This window comes from Oscillochloris sp. ZM17-4 (assembly GCF_019599295.1).
In the GTDB taxonomy this organism is placed as follows: domain Bacteria; phylum Chloroflexota; class Chloroflexia; order Chloroflexales; family Chloroflexaceae; genus Oscillochloris.
The window spans coordinates 29,972-49,284 of sequence record NZ_JAIEWN010000001.1; the positions used below are offsets into that span (position 1 = coordinate 29,972).

A 19,313-nucleotide genomic window follows, 5' to 3' on the forward strand; every position below is an offset into this window, starting at 1 on the left:
GAGGATGCGCGCGTGAAGATCGAGGATGCGCGCGTGAAGATCGAGGATGCACCCTTAGCGCAGCCCGCGCGCGCGCAGGTGGGCGTCGAGCCAGGCGGCGTCCTCGGGGCTGAGATCGGGGGCTGGCGGGGCGAAGCCGTAGTCGATCTGGAGGTCGTAGCGGGCGCTGGCGTAGATCTGGCGCAGCGCGACGCCCAGGTCGAGCGGTATATCGGGATCAGGCGGGGACAGCGGCACCGGGACCGGGGCGATAGGCTCGCGGAGCGCCAGCGGCCAGATCTCCACATACGGACGGTTGTAGGCACGACTGAGCAGGACAAAGTAGGGATTCGCTGGGAGCGGCTGGCTCAGGCGCGGGCGCTGCCCGCCGCGCAGCAGGTCGATCTCAAGCAGGTGCGCCTCGCTGCGGAACAGCTCCTGGCGCTTCCGCTCGTAGGCGTCCGCGCCCTCGGGTCCGGGGCGCTTGTTGGCTGGCGAGAGCAGCTCGATAGCCGTGACAAGTGTCTCATCGTCGATCACGCGGATCTCAACCCGTGCGAGCCGGATCGGGATTTCCATGATCGCCGTCATCGTCAGCGGCGCGGGCGCAATCGCCAGCGCGCGCGGCTCGTCCCCTGGCTCGCCACGATCAATAATGCCGACATCTGGTACAATCACCCGCCGATTCGGCACGATCTCCAGGCTCTCCAGAGATATGTAGGGCGTGATAACCGCTTTGTAGCGAGGGCTGAACTGCCGCTGGATCTGCTCACGCATGGCGTAGATCAAGCTGTTGTGAACATCAGGCCACAGGCTCGGGCGCTCAAGGTACGGATCCATTCCGGGGAACGGCAGTTCCATCGCAAACCTCCTCGCGAATCAGCGGCAGCCGCATGATACCACGGCGATACGTGGCGAGTGATCTGCCCCCACCCCCAACCCCCAACCCCTAGTTCAGCGGCACCACCCGGGCGAGCAGCTCCTTGGCGAAGGTGCGGATCTGGGCGATGTCGCCGGCGGCCGGGTTCTGGCGGGCGTAGCGCTCCAGGTCCTCCATCGCGGCGTAGATCTGGCCGGCGCGGAAGCGCAGCAGCCCGCGGTCGCGCAGCTCGCCAGGGTCGCCGCTGTCGAGCAGGAGCAGCCGCTCGACGCTGGACAGGGCGCGGGCCACATCATCCTGGGCCAGGTAGGTCTGCTTGAGGTTGCGCAGGATGCGCGAGAGGATAGCCCCACGCGAGGGCGGGGCCATCAGCCAGCGCACCAGGTCGGGCGGCACCTCGCGGTAGAACATGCCGATCTGGCGCTCGCAGTCGGCCTGGCTCCACAGCGACCCGCTGCTGAACGGGTCGATGAACAGATCGTGCGGCTGGGCGCGGTAGCGCACAATAAAGTGGCCGGGGAGGGCCACGCCGCTGAGCGGCAGGCCGAGCCGCCAGCCGACCTCCATATACACGAGCGCGAGCATGATCGGCAGGCCGCTGCGCCGCAGCAGCACCTGGTCGAGGTGGCTGTTGGAGGGGTCGGGCCGCTCGTAGCTGCTGGGGTTGCCGTGGAAGCCCTGCTGGCCGAAGAGGTAGCGGTTCAGGGCCGAGATGTGGCCGCGGGGCTCGCCGATCTGCCCGACGCTCCCGCGCAGATCGTCGGCGAAGCCGTCGAGCACCGCGAGCAGGAAGCGCGGGTCGACATCGCCGCGATCCTCCCAGGAGATCATCAGGGCCGCCTCCGCCAGGGGCACCCGCTGGTCGGGCTGGCTGATCATGCTGTGGAAGAGCCGGCGGGCCTGGTGGGGCATAGGCTTTGCAGGGGACAGGGGACAGGGGACAGGGGACAGCCAGAACCTGTCCCCTGTCCCCTGTCCCCTAGGTTAGGGCGAATGAGGCCGCGCCGAGTAGCGCCGCCTTCGGGTTGAGGATCACGTGGACCGGCACGGCGCCGAGCAGGTCGCGGAAGCGGCCCTTCTCGCGGAAGGCGGACAGGAAGCGCGGGTGGCGCAGCTGGTCGAGGATGCGCGGCGGGATGCCGCCGCCGATGTAGACCCCGCCGGTGGCGAGCACCTTGAGGGCCAGGTTGCCGGCCTCGGCGCCGAGGATGCCGACGAAGGCCTCGACGGTGGCCGCGCAGATCGGGCAGGGCGCGGCCGGGTCAAGGGCGAAGCGCACGATCACCGGCGTCGGGTCGGCCACATCGGCGAGGGCCGCCACAACCTCCGGCGTCTCGCGCTCGAAGACGCGGTCGCGGAAGTAGCCGTAGATATTGGGCAGCCCCAGGCCCGAGCAGACCCGCTCGTAGCTGACGTGGCCGAGCTTCGCCTGGAGGTAGCGCAGCAGCTCCAGCTCATCGGACGTGTTCGGCGCGAAGCTGGCGTGGCCGCCCTCGGATGGGTGGGCCTTGTGGCGCGCGCCGTCCCAGGTGAGGAAGGCCTCGCCGAGCCCGGTGCCGGGGGCGATCACGCCGATCGCGCCGCCCGCCTGCGCCGCGCCCTCGTTCAGGGTGGCGATATCGGCCGGCTCCAGGATGCGCACGGCGTGGGCGATCGACTCCAGGTCGTTGAGCAGATGCACCGCCCCGAAGCCCAGGCGCTCGCGGATGGCCGCCGCGTCGATCGTCCAGGGCAGGTTCGTCACCGAGGCCCGCCCCGCCACCACTGGCCCGGCGACGCCGAAGCAGGCCGCCTCGACGGCGGCCGGGTTGGCGGCCAGAAACTCGCGGATGATCGTCTCCAGGCTGCCGTAGCCCGCGCTGGGGAAGGTCGCCTCGGCCAGGGGCGTGTGGGCCCCCGCGCCCCAGGAGAAGAGGGCCAGGATCGTCTTTGTGCCGCCGATATCGCCTGCGAGGATCATAATTGCAGATTTCAGATTGTAGATTGCAGATTGAGCGCTGTGGAGCATGCTTCGCGTGCGTTCAATCTGCACTCAGCCAGTGTGAGCCAACCGCTGTCCCCTGTCCCCTGTCCCCTACTTCGCCAGCGCCTGCTGGAGCTCGGCGATCGTCTCGGCCCGGCTGCGCCCGGGGGCGTAGACGGCCGACCCGGTCACCGCCGAGGTGGCCCCGGCGTCGCGGACGGCGGCGATCAGGCTCTTGTTGACCCCGCCGTCCACCTGGAGCACCACATCGCTCAGGCCGCGCTCGTCGATCATGCGCCGCGCCCGCGCGAGCTTGTCGAGGCTCGCCGGGATGAACTTCTGCCCGCCGAAGCCCGGGTTGACGCTCATGATCAGCAGCAGGCTCAGGTCGGGGAGCACCTCCTCGACGGCAGACAGGGGCGTGGCCGGGTTGAGCGCCACGCCTGGCCGCTTGCCCAGGCTGCGGATGTGCTGCACCGTGCGGTGCAGGTGGGTGCAGGCCTCGGCGTGTACCGTGATGTAGTCGCAGCCGGCGGCGGCGAAGTCCTCGACGTAGTTGTCGGGGTCGGCGATCATCAGGTGGGCGTCGACGATCGCCTCATAGCGCGCAGCGATCGGCGAAAGCGAGCGCACCAGCATCGGCCCGAAGCTCATGTTCGGCACGAAGCGGCCGTCCATCACATCCAGGTGCAGCCAGCGGATCCCCGCCTCGAAGGCGTCCGTCACCTCTTCACCGAGGCGGGCGAAATCGGCGGTGAGAATTGATGGGGCAATGTGAAACATAGGTAATGTTGAATGATCAATGTTGAATGTTGAATGTCCGATCCAGGTTGCCCGGCATTCAACATTCAACATTCAACATTAATCATTTCTGTATGTGGCGGATTCCATCGGCTCCGGCGACGATCAGGTCGGTGGCCATGCCCAGGAAGAGCCCGTGCTCAACGACGCCGGCCCGCACCGAGAGCTGCACGGCCAGGGTCTCCAGGTCATTGATCGGGCCAAAGTGACAGTCGAGCAGATAGTTGCCCTGGTCGGTGATCAGCGGCGCGCCATCAGCCTGGCGGCGCAGCCGCACCTCGGCCCCGAGGGTGGTGATCCAGCGGGCCTGGGCGCTCCAGCCGAACGGCACCACCTCGACCGGCACGAAGAAGCGCGTGCCGAGCTGCGGCGAGAGCTTGGCCTCGTCCACAATGATAACCTCGCGCAGGCTCGACTGGGCGACGATCTTCTCGCGCAGCAGGGCCGCGCCGCCGCCCTTGATCAGGTTGAGCTGCGGGTCTACCTCATCAGCCCCGTCGATCGTCAGGTCGATCTGCGCCGGATCTTCCAGGGTTGTCAGGGGGATGCCGAGACGCCGCGCCTCCTCCTCGACCCGCAGGGCGCAGGGCACGCCGACGATATCGTGCAGGTCGCCGCTCGCCAGCAGGGCGCCGATGCGCCTGATAGCGTGGATAGCCGTGCTGCCCACGCCGAGCCCAACGACCATCCCTGGCCGCACCAGGTCGACCGCCTGCTCGGCGGCCAGCCGCTTGAGCTCATCGCGCTGTGCTGTGTCGCTCACCGCAAGCTCCTATGTAGTGATCCGTGTCGTGCCCTGAATTGTACACCAGATTGCGCCCGTATGAATCAAGGTCAGGGCTATCGCTCTAAACCTCCGCGCCATAGTGCAAAGATGTGTGCCCATCAGGCACATGGTGCACTGATGGTGCTGCGGCGCGGCTACGCCGCGCCGCAGCACCATCAGTTTTTTGTGGGAGAGCGAAGCTCTCCCACACCCTCACCGTGCGCAGTGTTGTTGCTGGCAACACATAGTGCAAAGATGTGCCAGCGAAGCTGGCACATCTTTGCACTACAATCCCTCGCCCTACCCGCCAGGTGGCGCGGGCAGGCCCGGCGGTGCCGGGAAGGGCAGCGGGTTGCCCGTCGGGGCGGCATCGGTGGGCGCGGGCTGCGGCTGACCGTCGCCGGGCTGCGGCTGCGGCGCGGGCGCGCCCGGCTCTGGGTCGGGCGCGCGCACCCCCAGCACCACCGTGGTGCCCGGCATGATCCAGTCGCCGGCGGCGGGCAGGCTGCTCACGATCGTGTAGGGCGCGAAGGTGTCGTAGTCGCCCGGGATGCGGTCGCGGGTCTGGTAGTCCACATAGATCTGGTCGGGGCTGACGCCCAGGGTGGACAGGAGCTCCTTGGCCTGGTTCTCGCCGAGACGCTTGAGATCCGGCATAAGGATTGCGCCGAACACTGGCGGCACCGGGATGGGCGGCTCGAACATGGCCGGCTCACAGGGCTGCAGTGCGTCCACGAGCTGGCTGCCGCTGGTTACGCCACCGCCGTCGGGCGGCGGGCTGCCATCGGGCGCGAGGCTGGGGTCGGCCGCGCCGCCGTTCCAGACATAGCGCACCTTCTCGTCGGGGTCAGGCGGCGGCGTCTTCCAGATATAGATCTCCTTGGCCAGGCCGTCGGGGTAGGTCTGCCCCTCCACCGGGCGGCAGTACTGGCCCTGGCCGAGCAGTCCCAGGCTGGCAGCGTCGCCCTCGGGGCTCGCGCCGTCGGCGGCGGGCGGTGGGATGGCCGCGCTGATCTGGAGCGTGCCGTCGCTGGCCCACTCCTCGGGCGTGGGGATGCGGACGACCCGCACCTTCTCGAAGGCATCGCAGGGTACCTTCAGCGCCAGCAGCCTCTGGTCGAGCTCGGGGCCGGGCGGCAGCGTGTTGGTCGGCGTGATCATCGCGGTGAGCATCGGCCTGGTGAACAGCTCCTCGCTATAGCCGCCGAAGGGGCCGGGCAGCGGGCAGATCGGCTTGCGCATCACCGAACCGTCGGCGGGCAGGGTGAACTCGGTCGGGATCTGCTGGCCGCCGAAGGGCTGCGAGAAGAGCTCGCGGTAGCGCGGCTTCTCCCTGATCCAGACGAAGATCTCCTCCATCACATTGCGCCAGATGATGCCGCCGCCGGTCAGGCTCTCGACCTTCTCGGTGGGCTCGTTATTGTTGTTGCCCGTCCAGACGCCCACCGTCACGAAGGGCGTGAACCCGGCGGCCCAGGCGTCGCGCCAGTCGTTGGAGGTGCCGGTCTTCACGGCGGCGGGCAGGCTCAGCTTGAGCTGGCTGTTCAGCCCCCACACCGGCGCGCGCGCCCGGTCGTCGCTCATCATATCGGTGATGATCGCCACCAGGTCGGGCTCGACCACCTGGTCGCCCGCCGTGGGCCGGAATCGCTCCAGGACGTGCCCGGTGCCATCGCTGATCTCCAGGATCGACACAGGCGGGTGGTAGTGACCGCCGCTGGCCAGCGTGTTGTAGGACGTGGTCAGCTCCAGGGGCGTGACCTCGCCGCCGCCGAGGGTCAGCGAGAGGCCGTAGAAGCCCTCGCCGCGCTTGAGGCCGGTCTTCACGCCGACCCGGTCGAGCAGGTCGAGGTCGTTTTTGATCCCGCCCATCTTCAACGCCTTGACGGCGGGCATGTTCAGCGAGTTGGCCAGGGCGGTGCGCATACGCACTGGCCCGTTGAATCGCGCGTTATAGTTGAGCGGCGCGTACCACTGGCCCCCGCTGAGCGGAAACTCGGTGGGCACATCCCAGATCACCGTGTCGGGGGTGATGCCCTGCTCCATCGCCGAGAGGTAGGTGAAGGGCTTGAGGGCCGAGCCCGGCTGGCGCTCTCGGGTGGTCACGTTCACCTGGCCGTCGAGCACATTGCCGGACTCGCCCTTCGTCGAGGTGGCCTCGATGGCGTTATAGTCGATGCTGCCGACCATGGCCAGGATCTGGCCGGTGTTGGGCTGCATCACCACCACGGCGGCGTTGTGGATGTTGCGCGATGTGAGCTCGCCGATACGCTCGGCCGCCTTCTGCTGCACCATCTGCTGCAGGTCGAGGTCGAGCGTGGTGGTGATGCGCAGGCCGCCGCCGGTGAGCGCAGCCTGGCCGTAGCGCTCCTGGATGAGGTCGCGCACATAGAAGACGAAGTGCGGCGCGTTGAGCGGCACCTCCTGGGGGGCGAAGCGCAGGGGCTGGGCGACGGCGGCGCGGGCCTCGTCGGCGCTCACATAGCCGTCCTCCACCATGCGCCGCAGCACGGCCACCTGGCGCCAGCGCGGCGCGCTGAGGTTTGCCGGCAGCTCGTAGGTATCCTGCTCCCAGCCCTCGCCGAGGCGCACGCCGGGGAGGAAGCCGCCCTGGGCGTCGCGCTCAAGGTAGTTGATCGGGTTGTAGACGCTGGGCAGCTGGGGCAGGCCGGCCAGGAGCGAGGCCTGGTTCAGGCTCAGGTCCTTGGCCTTCACATTGAAGTAGACCTCGCTGGCCGCCTCGATCCCGTAGGCCAGGTTGCCGTAGAAGTTCTCGTTTAGGTAGAGGTCGAGGATCGCCGACTTATCGTAGACCTTATCGAGCTCCTGGGCGAGGATGATCTCCTTCAGCTTGCGCTCGTAGCGCTTCTCGGGGGCGCGCTCCTCGGGGGTGAGCACGCTGTTCTTGATCACCTGCTGGGTGATCGTCGAGGCACCGCCGGTCTCCTCGCCGGCCTGCAGGCTGTTCATCGCCGTGCGCACAATCCCGTTCAGGTCGATACCCTGGTTGGTGAAGAAGGACTTATCCTCGACGGCGACCGTCGCCCAGACCAGCAGCGGCGAGATCTCATCGAAGCTGACGTTGGTGCGCTTGCCGGCGTCGAAGAACTCGTAGAGCAGGGTGCCGTTGCGGTCGTAGATCCGCGAGGTCTGGAAGAGGTTCCGGTTGCTCAGGGCGTCGAGTCGCGGCTTGAGGCTGGCGGCTGTCTGGGCGTAGGCGCTGTAGGCGACGCCGAGCACCCCGGCGCCGCTGATCCCCACCAGCACGGCGAGGGCGGCGAGGATCTGGGCGAAGAGGCGCGGCAGGCGCGAGGGCGGGGCGGCCTTGCGGCGCAGCAGGCGGGGGTGGGCCGGCCGGCGCGGCGCGGCGTTGCCGGCGTAGGTCCGGCGCGTGAAGCGGTCGCGAAACAGTGACATGGGCCCTATCTGGGTGCGGGGTACAGGCGACGCCCGACGCCCGCAGCATGATAATCCGTGCGGCCCGCGCCGGAGCGAGAGCCGCCAAAGTATACCATGGCGCGGATGGGCCTCGCCTGATAGTGGGGTGATGGGGCAGGGCTTCTGCAAAGCCACACACGATAGACGTGCTGAAGATCGAGCGTGAACGTCTGCGAACTGCCAAAGGGCTGCACCGTCACCGTGGTAAAATTCATCGCGGAACACCTTTTGGGCTAATGGGTAGTTACACGATCCATGGTACCCGAAAGGTGTTCTCTGCGTGGCAGGTATCAGTCAAGGACGTTGTAGAAGCCCTGGGTGATGGGGGCAGGGCATGTGCAACGTCGCTGGCGACTGGAAGTCGCGCCAACGGGGCGCTGCGCGCCGGGCGTCGGCCTACGCCGACGCCGCACCCGCCCGCGTAGGCGGGCGGGTGGCGCTGGCCGCGCAGGAGGCGGCATAGTTACGCCGCACCCGCCCGCGTAGGCGGGCGGTCAGCCGCAGGCTCCCGTGGCGCGACTTCCAGTCGCCAGCCGGGGGGGCAGGGACGTTGCACATGCCCTGGGTGATGGGGGCGATCGCCCTGGTGTGCAGCGCGATGCAGCCGGGCTGGCATCGCGCTGCACACCAGAGCGATCCCTCCAAAGTAAGATTCTCCCGTCTGGATGTACCGGGTTGCTGTGGGGCTACCCAACAGCGTGGCCTGGCACTATAATGGAGCAATGTCCCCTCCGCTGCTCGCCACAAAGCTGTACCGCCCGCCGCCCCGTCCGAAGGGGATGCTGCGGCCCCACCTGATTGAACGGCTCAACGCCGGGCTGCACCGCAACCTGACCCTGCTTGCCGCCCCGGCCGGCTTTGGTAAGACAACGCTGCTCAGCCAGTGGCTGGACGGTTGCGCACACCCGGTCGCCTGGCTGACGCTCGACGCGAGCGATCACGAGCCTGCGCGCTTTCTGGCCTACCTTGTCGCCGCGCTACAAACCGTCGTGCCGGAGTTTGGGGCGGGACTGATGGCTGCGCTGCTTGCGCCACAGGCGCCAACGCCTGCCGCAGCGGTGGCGGACCTGATCAACGCACTCGCTACGCTCGCGCAGCCGGTCGTGCTCGTCCTCGACGACTACCATCTGGTCAATGCAGCGCCGGTTGATGCGGCCCTCGGCCTGCTGCTGGCGCACCAGCCTCCCCAGCTCCACCTGGTGATCGCCACCCGCGAGGATCCGCCGCTGCCCCTGGCCCGCCTGCGCGCCCGTGATCAGCTGACTGAGCTGCGCGTCTCCGAGCTGCGCTTCAGCCACACCGAGGCGGACGCGCTGCTCAGCCAGACTGAAGGTCTGAGTCTGTCGCCAGACGTGGTCGCCGTCCTCGCAAGCCGCACCGAAGGCTGGGCTGCCGGCCTCCACCTGGCGGCGCTCTCTCTGCGGGGCCATCAAGACGCAGCCGGCTTCGTGCGCGCCTTTTCCGGCAGCCAGCGCTTTGTGCTCGACTATCTGCTCGAAGAAGTGCTCCAACAGCAGCCCGCGCCGCTCCAGCAGTTCCTGCTGCGCACGTCAGTGCTTGACCGGCTCTGTGGCCCGCTGTGTGACGCGGTCCTCATCACACCTGCCGGCAGCGGGCAGGCGACCCTTGAAGCCATCGAACGCGCCAATCTGTTTCTTGTCCCCCTCGACGACCAGCGTTGCTGGTATCGCTACCACCACCTGTTTGGCGAACTGCTGCGGCAGCGCCTCGCGCAGGACGCAGGCCTGGATGCGGGTGCAACTGCCATGCTTCACCTTCGGGCGAGTGACTGGTATGAGGCTCAGGGGCTGATGCTTGAGGCGTTGCACCACGCCGCTGTGTCCGCTGAGCCTGCGCGGGTCGCTACGCTGGCCGAGCGCGTCTGGGCGCACATGGACAGCAGCTTTCAGGCGGACGCCTGGTGCCGCTGGGTGGGCCAGCTCTCGGAGGAGGTGCTGCGCGTCAGGCCGGTGCTGTGCACCCAGTACGCCTGGGCGCTGATGGATACCGGCCAGACCGAGGCGAGCGAGGCCTGGCTGCGCCACGCCGAGCGCTGCTTGTCCGCTGCGCACAGCACGGAGTCTGCGTCGCACGACGAAAGGGCGTCGATAGTGGTGGTCGCCAGCGAGCTGCTCCCCAGCTTGCCGGCGCGGATCGCCGCCGCCCGCGCCTACCTGGCCCAGAGCCGCGGCGATTTTGTCGCGGCCCAGCAGTATGCCGCCACCACGCGGGACCTCGCCGCTGAGACGGAGCCGCTGCTGCACGCCCAGGCGACCGTGCTGGCGGGGGTGAGCCAGTGGGCGACCGGCGCCCTTGAGGCAGCCTACAGCGCCTTCGCCGCATGGGTCGAGCACACGCGCGCGGTCGGCAGCCTTGCGTTCGCCCTGGCCAGTGGCTTCTACCTGGCGGAGATTCGGCTTGCCCAGGGCCAGCTGCGCGAGGCGGCCCGCCTCTACCGGCAGTTCCTCACCCTGGTACCGGCCGATCACGAAGCCCTCAGGATGGCGGCCCCACACCTGCACCTGGGTCTGGCCGTGATTGCCCACGAGCAGGGCGATGCCCAGGCCGCCACGTTGCACCTGCGCACCAGCAAAGAGCAGGGCGAGCAGGCCGCATTGATCGACTGGCCCTTTCGCTGGCGTCTGGCCCAGGCCCGGATCGAAGAGTCGTCCGGCAACTGGGAGGCCGCCCTTGATCTGCTGGATGCGGCCGAGCGGCACTATCTCCCCAACCCCGTCCCTGACCTGCGCCCCGTCGCGGCGCTCAAGGCGCGGGTGTACATGCGGCAGGGCAATCTCCTCGCCGCAACGGCATGGGTCGCGGCGTGCGGCGTCACCGCCACGGACGCCCTGAGCTATCGGCGTGAGTTCGAGCATCTGACCCTCGCGCGCGTGCTGATCGCCCGCTATCGCCGCGAGCACGTCGCCAGCGATCCGCACGACGCGCTGGATCTCCTCACGCGACTGCTTGCGGCAGCGGAGGCTGGCGGCAGGATTGGCAGCCAGATCGAGGCGCTGCTGCTCCAGAGCCTCGCCCACGAGGCCCTGGACGATAGTGGGCAGGCACGCATCCCGCTGCAACGTGCGCTGGCTCTAGCCGAGCCGGAGGGGTACGTCCGGCTGTTTGCAGACGAGGGCGCGCCACTGGCACGGCTGCTGGAAAGGATGAAGGATGAAGGCAGAAGGATGAATGAGTACATTGACACGTTATGTGCAGCCATCAAAACGCAGATCGAACCTCATCCTTCATCTTTCATCTTTCATCCTTCAACCGAGCCGCTCACCGCACGTGAGCGCGAGGTGCTGCGCCTGATCGCCGAGGGGCTCAGCAACCATGAGCTTGCCGCACGGCTGCACCTCTCGCCCCAGACGGTCAAGGTGCATACGCGCAACATCTACGGCAAGCTTGGGGTTACGAGCCGCACACAGGCCGTCGCCAGAGGCCGGGAGCTCGGCTTCCTGGAGCGATCGTGATACCTCCCAACGCTAGAAGCGTTGGGCTTCCTCCGTCGTCGCGTCGAGCCTGCGCGTGGCAGGAGTTACCAACGCTCGGGAGGCGTTTATGATGCTCTCCGGGCATCCCTCGGCGAGCAGAAGTCTCAATCCCTCATCTCGAATGTTCCGCGCCGCATTGAGGTCTCGGTCGTGAACAACCCCACAGCGACACGTCCATTCCCGCTCGGCCAGCGTGAGGTCGCTGTTGATGCTGCCACACACTGCACACAGCCGCGAGGAGGGGAAGAAGCGCCCAATCACGACCAGATGCTTGCGCTGCCAGCGGGCCTTGTAGGCAAGTTGGAAACGCAGCATCGACCATCCAGCATCGTAAACGCTTTTGCCCAACTTGGTTTTCGCTAGGCCCTTCACGTTCAGGTCTTCAATCACTATCCCATCGTGCTCGCGCACGAGCCTGGAGGAGAGTTTGTGGAGATGATCGGCACGCTGGTTGGCGACCCGTCGATGCTGGCGGGCGACCCTCACGCGGGCCTTCTCGCGGTTCTTGCTGCCCCGCTGGCAGCGGGACAAATGCCGTTGGAGTCGACGCAGCTTGCGCTCGGCTCGTCGGTAGTGCTTCGGCGCCGGAACGCGCCGCCCGTCACTCAGCACGGCCAGGTCTTTGAGGCCGACATCTACACCCACCACCCGCTCCCGAGCGGGCGGGGGCGGAGGCGTGTCGCTCAGCTCGAAGTGAACGACCAGGGTGACGTACCAGGCCCCGGTCGCGTCCCGCTTGAACGTCGCACTCTTGACCACGCCCTCCATAGGCCGATGCAGCACTAGCCGCACCAGGCCGACCTTCGGCACGGAGAGCCGGTCGCCGACGAGCGTCACCCGCTGCGGGATGCGAAAGGTGGGTGTCTCACGTTTCTTCGAGCGGAAGCGTGGGAACTTCGCCCGTCGAGCGAAGAAGGCTTTAAATGCTTTGTCCAGGTCGCGGATCGCTTGCTGGAGCGATTGGGAGTCCATCTCGCGGAGCCAGGCCGTCTCGGGTTGGTGTTTGAGCTGCGCGAGCTCGGCGCACAGCTCGGTCACACTCAGGCTTTTGCCAGTGGCCTTGTAGTGCGCAGATCGTCGAGCAAGCGACCAGTTGTACACCCACCTCCTCGCCCCCGCGAACTGCCAAAATCGCCCCTCCTGTTCAGGAGTAGGCAGCAGCCGGTAGCGGTATGATTTCTGGTGGGTGCTCATCGCTATCAGCTCATTTGTTCGTGTAACGACAGTATACCATAAGAGACGTATTTCTGCAGCGCGTTGTGCATACCTACCCCCTCAAATACCACCGCGGTGGTACGCCATGCGTGCCGTCGGGTGCTATCGTGGAGCTGTTCGAGCGCGTGGGCTGCGATGGAGCATTGAGCATCATCGGACGCTGGCCCCGCACCATGCGGGAACCTGCCGCGCAGGAGTGCGAGTATGGAGCAGCACCAACCTCCCAGGGCAACCCGTGATGAGCCGGCTGTCTACCAGATCACGGTGAGGGGCCAGCTGAGCGCGGACTGGCGCGCCTGGTTCGACGGGATGACGATCACCCAGGACGCCAGTGGCGCAACGCTCATCACTGGCCCGGTGGCCGATCAAGCAGCCCTGCACGGGCTGCTGCGCAAAGTGCGCGACCTCGGCCTGACGCTGCTCGCACTGAGCTCAAGCGAGCCGAAAGGGCTGGACGGGTGCGCGTAGCGCCTCTGTTTACGCCCCTGCGTACGAGCTGAAACCGGCCCGCCCTCGACGAGAAGGAATACCCAATGCAAGCATCGGAGGAATGTGAATGAGCCAGGCAGCGATACCAGCAGTGGCCGCAGGGAATCGGGCGTCTACGGCGCGAATCGTCGGCGGTGCCGGGGTGGCCTTAGCCGCGTCGCTGTTCCTTCAGAACGCGGTGTTTACGGTTTCAGGAGCGCCTGCCTACGGCGATCCCCTTGGTGTGGTTCTCGCCTACCACGTCGCGAACCGGGGCGCCGTGGCCGTCGCCGCGGGCCTGGAGGCCGTGAACATGCTCCTGCTCCTGTTGTTTGTCACGGCGCTGCACGGGCTCGTGCAGCGCCGCGGCGGCGCCGGGGCGGACTGGTCGCGGCTCGCGGTGGCAGCCGGAGCGACGCTCGCGGCGTTATTCGCCCTCGTCATTGCCACGCACATCGCGGTCGTGCTCGCCGCGGATGGCCTGGCCGGGCCGACCCCCGCCTTCGCGCTGATCTGGCAGCTCCATGCCGCGGTTTTCGCGCTCTCGCTGCCCGCGCTCGGGGCGACCTTCATGGGCGCGGCGCTGGCCACCCACGACAGCGGGTTAACCCGGCCGTGGCAACGGCTACTTGGCGTGGCGGGCGGCAGCCTGGCCATTTTGGCCGGGGCCGGAAACCTGGCCATCGCGGATGGCTCGCCGCTGGCGTTCGTCGGCGTTCTGGGCTTGGCTATGTGGCTCGTCTGGCTCATTGGCACCGGCATGCGGCTCATCCGTGGGCAGGGCTGATGCCGCTCTATGGTAGCGCTCGTTGAAGCGAAAGAAAGGAGCACCCCATGTGCTCACTCGAATAGCTGTTCCTTCTCGCAATTCTTTCAAGGAGGCTTCCTGTGAATAGCGACGACCTGCAGAGTACGCTCTCTAGCTTGATCCAATCCGGCTCAGGTTCCAACCCTGCGTATACGACCCTGTTGCACGATTACACCGTGTATCATGCGGTGCTCGTTATCGAGGGCGGCATGGTTGCGCTTCTGCTCACCGTGCTCAGCGTGTTCTTTTGGCGACGGTTGAAGCGAGCGCAAAACGCTGAAAAGCACACCTGGACATTTGAGCGCAAGGTGTATTTGAGTTTTGGGCTGCTAAGCACGCTCGTCACGCTCGGGATGCTGTTGATTGTGGCGGCAAACATAAGCAACGTCGCCCATCCTCAAGCCGGCTTTGCCCAGTCTATTCCCGACCTCGGCACGCCACAAGCAGGGACGCACAAGGCAGCACTCCACCAGGCAGTCGCGATGTGGGTGCAGTCGGGCAGTGCCTCCATACCGTCGCTGCTGGAGGACGGGGTGCATAATCGGCTTGCCTGGCAGCTTCCCAAAGCGATCATCTGCAGCCTCTTGTTCATGGTGCTCGCTGGTTTCACCGCGCACCTGTGGCGGAGACTGCTCTTCTTGCGGGCGAGTGAGGCTGCGTGGAGCCTGGAAGAAAAAGCGCTCATCATCGCGGGTGGGCTCGCCGTTCCTATAACCCTGTTGCTGATGCTTATGGCTCTGGCAAACACGCAAGCGTCGTTCGCGCCGATAACATTGACGCTCTTATTTGGCTAGAGAAGAGGGGCATGCTGTTTCACCGCAAAGCTCTGATATAGACAAGGACTACTAATGAATTCGATCAAAAAGCCGATGACCATCCTAGAGGATCGGCAGATCCCGGTCCAGGCGAAGCTCGCGGCAGCATGGACCAGCTTCATGTTCCTCGTCATCTACATCGACTACTTCCACCTCTACCAGCCTGGCGAAATCGACGAAATCCGGGGTGGCGTGATCTTTGTGTTCGACATCAGCGGGACATTGATTTCCATTTTCTTCGCGCTCATCGCGATCCCGACCCTGATGGTGCTGCTCTCCATGACGCTGCCCGCCCGTGTGAACCGCGCCACGAATCTCGTCGTTGCATTGCTTTTCATCCCCATCTGCGTGTTCAACGCGGCAGGGGCGTCCTGGGACTGGGCCTTCTACTACGGCCTCACCATCGGGGTCGAGGTGCTGATCCTGGCCTTCATCCTGCGCTCCGCCTGGACCTGGCCCCGCACGACCTCACCGTCGATGACAGAGGCCGCCTCACCCCACCGACCGCAGATCCAGATGGGAGGGTAGGCACATGGCTTCGATCCGAACCGCCGGTCTGACCAAGAACTTCGGCGATCTGAGAGCCGTCAACGAGATCGACCTCGACCTGCCCGAGGGTGGGGTGCGAGTCGCAGGCCACAATGAGGAGCTATCACTAGTGCAAGCGATGACCTATCGAGCGTACGGGGCACCCGACGTGCTCCAGTTGACGACTGTCACCAGGCCCGTACCTGAGTCCGGCGAGGTGCTGGTGCAGGTCCACGCCGCGTCACTCAATCAGGCCGATCTCTACCTGCTGCGCGGCGAGCCGTGGGTCGCCCGCCTCTCATCGGGGCTGCGCCGGCCGAAGCGCCCGACCCTCGGCGCCGACATCGCCGGGCGCGTGGTCGCCGTCGGCGGCGGCGTGACACAGTTTCAGCCGGGCGACGCGGTGTATGGCGACCTCGCCGCCTGCGGATTCGGCGGGTTCGCCGAGTACGTCTGTGTCCACGAGAAGGCACTCGCGCCGAAGCCGGCCAGCCTCAGCTTCACGCAGGCGGCGACCGTGCCGATGGCGGCGGTCACTGCGCTGCAGGGGCTCCGGGCCGCCGGGCCGGTCGCGGCGGGAGCGCTCGTGCTCGTCCACGGCGCGTCGGGGGGCGTCGGCACCTTCGCCGTGCAGCTGGCGAAGGCCATGGGCGCCCATGTGACGGCGGTGTGCAGCGCCCGCCACGTGGAGCAGGCGCGCACGCTCGGGGCTGAGCACGTCATCGACTATACCCAGGAGGACTTCACGCGGGATGGCCGGCGCTACGACCTGATCCTGGTGGTGAACGGCCGGCGCTCGCTCGCGGAGTACCGGCGCGCCCTCAGCCCCCGTGGCCGCCTCGTCGTGGTCGGCGGCGACGTGGGGACGATCATGCAGGCGACGCTGCTCGGGCCGGTGGTGTCGCTCGCCCACAGCATCACGGTGCGCGGCCTGATTGTGCACCCCAGTCGGGACGACCTGCTGTTCGTGGGCCAGTTGCTCGATAGCGGCGTGGTCGTGCCCGTTATCGACCGCTGCTACCCGCTTGGCGAGCTTCCCGAGGCGATGCGCTACCTCGGGAGCGGCCACGCCCGCGGCAAGGTCGTCATCACGATGGAGCAGGCCGGCCAATGAAGGCGCTGAGTAGGGTCAGGCGCGCCCTGCTGCTCGTGCTGATCCTGGCGACCGTGACTCTCGGCGGCGGTCTGCTCATGGTGCCGTTGACGCTCCGGCCGCTCACGCTCCTCGACCGGCTGCTGCTGCGGCTCGCCCTCGCTGATGATGGGTTGGGTTTGCGAGTCACCTGGTGGCTTTGGATGCTGTGATAGAACGCAGCTGGCCAACAGCTGCTGGCGAAGGGCTGTCCGTTGAGGCGGGCGGCGAGGTGGGGGAGCTATAGCGGCGGGAAGTAGTGTTGAGCTACCCGGATCGCATCGTAGAGCGGTAAAACGTAATCTACATGGCTCAATATGTCCGCCCTCCGCTATAGCGCCGCCACAAGGTCACTGCCGAGCCCCGAGTGGCTGCGCGACGCCATGATCTACGAGCTGTCGGCGCGGGCCGTGGGCGGGTTGAGCGGCGTGCGCGAGCGGCTGCGGGACCTCCTCGAGCTCGATGGAGAATTTCGATGCGTCGCTCTGTCGCGACTTCAGTTGCTAGCCGGTCGGCCGCCTGCCGATGATCCACTCGGCCACGGCCAGGCTGATCACCCAGGCCGCGCCCATCAGGATCGCGCGGCGGAGCTCGCTCGGTGGGCCGGCGATCATTTCCCCGGCCATCAGGGTCAGGACCTGCGTGCCCGCGCCCATGCCGATGGCGTAGCCGCGCAGCATCCAGTCGCCGTGCGCCACAAAGTCTCGCTGCCAGATCGCGGCAACACCAAGGAGGATGGAGCGCAGCATCGCCGACCCGAAGAGCAGCCGCAGGCCATAGCACGATGCTCTACACACCGATCTACAAGCAGCCGGGGGCGGGCGCGCAGGCGATCTTTGTGCTCTATACAGATGGGACGTTTGAACGGTATAATGATCCACCTGCTAGGTAGCGCTGCGACGTATCGCTGGATCGCGACCAAGAAGAATCATACAGAGCAGATATCGCTATGACAGAGGTTGTCCAACGGAGAAGCGCGGCGGAGCCAAGCATGGCCCTCCTGCCGCTCAAGTTCGCCCCGCCGCCCGCACGCAGCGAGGTGCTGCTGCGACCCGATCTCCAGGCGCTGCTGGCCGAGGTACGGCTACGCTCGGCTACGCTGGTGACCGCACCGGCAGGCTACGGTAAGACAACCCTGCTCACCCAGTGGGTTACCGAGCTCAACCGCACCGGAGCGAATGTCTGCTGGCTCGGCCTGGACGCGGGCGACAGCGCCCCGGCGCTGCTGCTCGCCTATCTGATCAACACCTTCCAGAACCGTATGCCAGACGTGGGCGAGCAGGCGGGGCGCATCCTCCGGAGCGCCGTCGACCTCGGGCGCGACTGGCCGCTGGTGGCGGGCGCCCTGATCAGCGAGCTCCAGAGCGAGCTCACCACGCCGACCTTCCTGATCATCGATGACTTCCACCTGATCGCCGACGGCCCGATCACCGGCGCGCTCCTGGGCTACCTGCTGCGCACCGCCCCCCCCGCCCTGCACATCGTCGTCGCATCGCGCCGGCCGGTGGGCATCGCCCCGCTGCCGCGGATGCGCGCCGAGGGGCAGCTGGTGGAGGTGGAGCGATCCGACCTCTCGCTCGACTGGGAGGAGGCGGCCGCCCTCCTTGAGCGGAGCGGGGTCGCGCTCGACACCGAGGATCTCCAGCTGCTCCTAGCCCGCACCGAGGGCTGGGTGCTGAGCGTGCAGCTCGCCGCGCGCGCCCTGGCCCGCCAGGCCCCCGAGCAGCGCAAGGCCTACCTCCACGCCCTCGACAGCAACCAGCAGCTTCTGTTCGACTACCTGGCCTCTGAGGTGATGACCGACCTCCCGGTCGACCTGATCGCCTTCCTGGCCCGCGCCGCCCTGGCCGATCAGGTCGAGGGCGCCATTCTCGCCGAGGCGCTGCCGCTGCCCGAGGCCGACCAGCTGCTCGCCCGCAGCCTCCAGCTCGGCCTGCCGATCACCATCGTCGACAGCAGCGGCGATGACACCGGGCGCAGCTACCGCTTCCACCCGCTCTGGCAGCGCCTGCTGCGCGAGCGCGCCGAGCAGATCTACGCGAAGGACGAGCTGATCGCGCTCCATCGCCGCTACGGCCAGGCATTCGAGCGGCGCGGCCATCTGGAGGCCGCCCTGAGCCACTACGCCCAGGCGAGCGACAATCAGTCCATCGCCCGCGCCCTGCGCGAGCAGGCGTGGCCGCTGATCAGCACGCCGCAGCGCGACACGATCCGCGCCTGGATCGGGCGGCTGCCCGCCGATCTGCGCGACGGCGACCCCGAGCTGCTCCACATGTGGGGGCAGAGCCTCGCCGTCGCCAGCGGCAGCCAGGCCGTGGCCGCCATCAGCCGGGCCGCCGAGATCTACCAGGCCCAGGGGAACGCCCAGCGCGAGCTGCGCGCCCTGAGCGATATGGCCGCCCTGATCTCTTGGGAGGATCGCCCCGTCGACTTCGCCGCCATCTGCGTGCGGGCGGTGCGCGCCGCCAACCGCAGCCGCGACGCGTGGGCGCGCGGCGCGGCCATGGCCAGCGTCGCCGCGCTGCTCTACAGCCGGGGCCGCTACGCCGCCGCCTTGCGCGTGGCCGGCCACGCCGCCCGCCACCCCCGCGGCACCTTCTGGCAGTGGCTCCTCGCCATGATCGTCAGCTCCATCCAGATCCAGCAGGGCTACCCGGCGGCGGCCATCGCCACCATCAGCGCCGCCCTCGAGATCCCGCAGGTTGATCGCGACGACCGCCTGCGCCAGCCCCTCCTGCGGCTTCAGGCGATGGCCCTCTACCTCCAGGGTCAGATCCTCGATGCCACCGGGATCGCCCTCGACGCCCACGACCGCCTGAGCGACTTCTCCAACGAGAGCGTGATCGGCACGAGCGCCATGTTCCTCGCCCTGCTGATGCTCGACCAGGGGCGCGCGGAGGAGGCGGCCACCTACCTGGCGCGGGCCAGGGCCGTGGCCAATCGCGCCGGCGCCGGGGCGCTCCTGGCCCGCGTCCAGGTGCTCGACGCCTACGCCCTGCTTAAGGCCGAGCAGCCCGCCCAGGCCG

General features: G+C 67.4%; 16 protein-coding genes and 1 pseudogene. 9 read left to right on the forward strand and 8 right to left on the reverse strand.

What is annotated here, in order from left to right; all coding sequences use genetic code 11:
• Window positions 1–54: 54 nt before the first annotated feature.
• The 6 genes from K2Z83_RS00090 to K2Z83_RS00115 all read right to left on the reverse strand — a co-directional run bounded on the left by K2Z83_RS00090 (window position 55) and on the right by K2Z83_RS00115 (window position 7,806).
• Window positions 55–840: a DUF4058 family protein gene (locus tag K2Z83_RS00090; protein ID WP_220593152.1), complete on the reverse strand. Its 786-nt coding sequence runs from the start codon at window positions 838–840 to the stop codon at window positions 55–57.
• 88 nt (window positions 841–928) lie between these two features.
• The gene (locus K2Z83_RS00095) at window positions 929–1,771 is read right to left on the reverse strand and encodes a SirB1 family protein (RefSeq protein ID WP_220593153.1); all 843 of its coding nucleotides are present in this window, start codon (window positions 1,769–1,771) and stop codon (window positions 929–931) included.
• A 67-nt stretch (window positions 1,772–1,838) separates the two neighbouring features.
• Window positions 1,839–2,867 carry a glucokinase gene (gene glk, locus K2Z83_RS00100; RefSeq protein WP_255603020.1) on the reverse strand — a complete coding sequence of 343 codons (1,029 nt, stop codon included), beginning with the start codon at window positions 2,865–2,867 and terminating at the stop codon, window positions 1,839–1,841.
• 66 nt (window positions 2,868–2,933) lie between these two features.
• Entirely contained in the window at window positions 2,934–3,605 is a 672-nt protein-coding gene (rpe, locus tag K2Z83_RS00105; protein ID WP_220593483.1) for a ribulose-phosphate 3-epimerase, read from the reverse strand.
• Between the two features lie 82 nt (window positions 3,606–3,687).
• The gene (rpiA, locus tag K2Z83_RS00110; protein WP_220593154.1) at window positions 3,688–4,386 is read right to left on the reverse strand and encodes a ribose-5-phosphate isomerase RpiA; all 699 of its coding nucleotides are present in this window, start codon (window positions 4,384–4,386) and stop codon (window positions 3,688–3,690) included.
• A gap of 303 nt (window positions 4,387–4,689) precedes the next feature.
• Window positions 4,690–7,806 carry a transglycosylase domain-containing protein gene (locus K2Z83_RS00115; RefSeq protein WP_220593155.1) on the reverse strand — a complete coding sequence of 1,039 codons (3,117 nt, stop codon included), beginning with the start codon at window positions 7,804–7,806 and terminating at the stop codon, window positions 4,690–4,692.
• A 355-nt stretch (window positions 7,807–8,161) separates the two neighbouring features.
• Between K2Z83_RS00115 and K2Z83_RS28580 the strand changes: the two genes are divergently transcribed.
• On the forward strand, window positions 8,162–8,290 hold the full coding sequence (locus K2Z83_RS28580) for a hypothetical protein (protein ID WP_255603024.1): 129 nt from the start codon (window positions 8,162–8,164) through the stop codon (window positions 8,288–8,290).
• Window positions 8,291–8,549: 259 nt separating this feature from the next.
• Entirely contained in the window at window positions 8,550–11,300 is a 2,751-nt protein-coding gene (locus tag K2Z83_RS00120) for a LuxR C-terminal-related transcriptional regulator (protein ID WP_220593156.1), read from the forward strand.
• A 12-nt stretch (window positions 11,301–11,312) separates the two neighbouring features.
• On the opposite strand, the gene K2Z83_RS00125 is transcribed toward K2Z83_RS00120, so the two are convergent.
• Entirely contained in the window at window positions 11,313–12,515 is a 1,203-nt protein-coding gene (locus tag K2Z83_RS00125) for an RNA-guided endonuclease TnpB family protein (RefSeq protein ID WP_220593157.1), read from the reverse strand.
• A gap of 225 nt (window positions 12,516–12,740) precedes the next feature.
• Between K2Z83_RS00125 and K2Z83_RS00130 the strand changes: the two genes are divergently transcribed.
• From K2Z83_RS00130 to K2Z83_RS00155, 6 genes are all read left to right on the forward strand, one after another.
• The gene (locus tag K2Z83_RS00130) at window positions 12,741–13,004 is read left to right on the forward strand and encodes a hypothetical protein (protein ID WP_220593158.1); all 264 of its coding nucleotides are present in this window, start codon (window positions 12,741–12,743) and stop codon (window positions 13,002–13,004) included.
• Between the two features lie 88 nt (window positions 13,005–13,092).
• Window positions 13,093–13,791 carry a hypothetical protein gene (locus tag K2Z83_RS00135; protein ID WP_220593159.1) on the forward strand — a complete coding sequence of 233 codons (699 nt, stop codon included), beginning with the start codon at window positions 13,093–13,095 and terminating at the stop codon, window positions 13,789–13,791.
• A gap of 101 nt (window positions 13,792–13,892) precedes the next feature.
• Window positions 13,893–14,606 (forward strand): hypothetical protein, encoded by a 714-nt coding sequence (locus K2Z83_RS00140; protein WP_220593160.1) that lies wholly within the window; start codon window positions 13,893–13,895, stop codon window positions 14,604–14,606.
• 54 nt (window positions 14,607–14,660) lie between these two features.
• Window positions 14,661–15,155, forward strand: coding sequence for a DUF6326 family protein (locus K2Z83_RS00145; RefSeq protein WP_220593161.1), 495 nt, complete (start codon window positions 14,661–14,663; stop codon window positions 15,153–15,155).
• Between the two features lie 4 nt (window positions 15,156–15,159).
• On the forward strand, window positions 15,160–16,269 hold the full coding sequence (locus tag K2Z83_RS00150; protein WP_220593162.1) for an NAD(P)-dependent alcohol dehydrogenase: 1,110 nt from the start codon (window positions 15,160–15,162) through the stop codon (window positions 16,267–16,269).
• Window positions 16,266–16,460: a hypothetical protein gene (locus tag K2Z83_RS00155; protein WP_220593163.1), complete on the forward strand. Its 195-nt coding sequence runs from the start codon at window positions 16,266–16,268 to the stop codon at window positions 16,458–16,460. The genes K2Z83_RS00150 and K2Z83_RS00155 overlap by 4 nt, the downstream gene beginning before the upstream one ends.
• 330 nt (window positions 16,461–16,790) lie before the next feature.
• On the opposite strand, the gene K2Z83_RS00160 is transcribed toward K2Z83_RS00155, so the two are convergent.
• Window positions 16,791–17,084, reverse strand: a complete 294-nt coding sequence (locus K2Z83_RS00160) for a DUF2306 domain-containing protein (protein ID WP_220593164.1) — start codon at window positions 17,082–17,084, stop codon at window positions 16,791–16,793.
• A 194-nt stretch (window positions 17,085–17,278) separates the two neighbouring features.
• Between K2Z83_RS00160 and K2Z83_RS00165 the strand changes: the two are divergent.
• Window positions 17,279–19,313: pseudogene (locus K2Z83_RS00165) on the forward strand (transcriptional regulator); the annotation flags it as partial.

Bases quoted from the DNA above. Each gene is read 5' to 3' on its own strand.
- K2Z83_RS00130 (WP_220593158.1), top strand. From the start codon at position 12,741: ATGGAGCAGCACCAACCTCCCAGGGCAACCCGTGATGAGCCGGCTGTC.
- K2Z83_RS00145 (WP_220593161.1), top strand. From the start codon at position 14,661: ATGAATTCGATCAAAAAGCCGATGACCATCCTAGAGGATCGGCAGATC.
- K2Z83_RS00090 (WP_220593152.1), bottom strand. From the start codon at position 840: ATGGAACTGCCGTTCCCCGGAATGGATCCGTACCTTGAGCGCCCGAGC.
- K2Z83_RS00115 (WP_220593155.1), bottom strand. From the start codon at position 7,806: ATGTCACTGTTTCGCGACCGCTTCACGCGCCGGACCTACGCCGGCAAC.
- K2Z83_RS28580 (WP_255603024.1), top strand. From the start codon at position 8,162: ATGTGCAACGTCGCTGGCGACTGGAAGTCGCGCCAACGGGGCGCTGCG.
- K2Z83_RS00125 (WP_220593157.1), bottom strand. From the start codon at position 12,515: ATGAGCACCCACCAGAAATCATACCGCTACCGGCTGCTGCCTACTCCT.
- rpe (WP_220593483.1), bottom strand. From the start codon at position 3,605: ATGTTTCACATTGCCCCATCAATTCTCACCGCCGATTTCGCCCGCCTC.
- K2Z83_RS00120 (WP_220593156.1), top strand. From the start codon at position 8,550: ATGTCCCCTCCGCTGCTCGCCACAAAGCTGTACCGCCCGCCGCCCCGT.
- K2Z83_RS00155 (WP_220593163.1), top strand. From the start codon at position 16,266: ATGAAGGCGCTGAGTAGGGTCAGGCGCGCCCTGCTGCTCGTGCTGATC.
- K2Z83_RS00150 (WP_220593162.1), top strand. From the start codon at position 15,160: ATGGCTTCGATCCGAACCGCCGGTCTGACCAAGAACTTCGGCGATCTG.
- glk (WP_255603020.1), bottom strand. From the start codon at position 2,867: ATGCTCCACAGCGCTCAATCTGCAATCTACAATCTGAAATCTGCAATT.
- K2Z83_RS00095 (WP_220593153.1), bottom strand. From the start codon at position 1,771: ATGCCCCACCAGGCCCGCCGGCTCTTCCACAGCATGATCAGCCAGCCC.
- K2Z83_RS00135 (WP_220593159.1), top strand. From the start codon at position 13,093: ATGAGCCAGGCAGCGATACCAGCAGTGGCCGCAGGGAATCGGGCGTCT.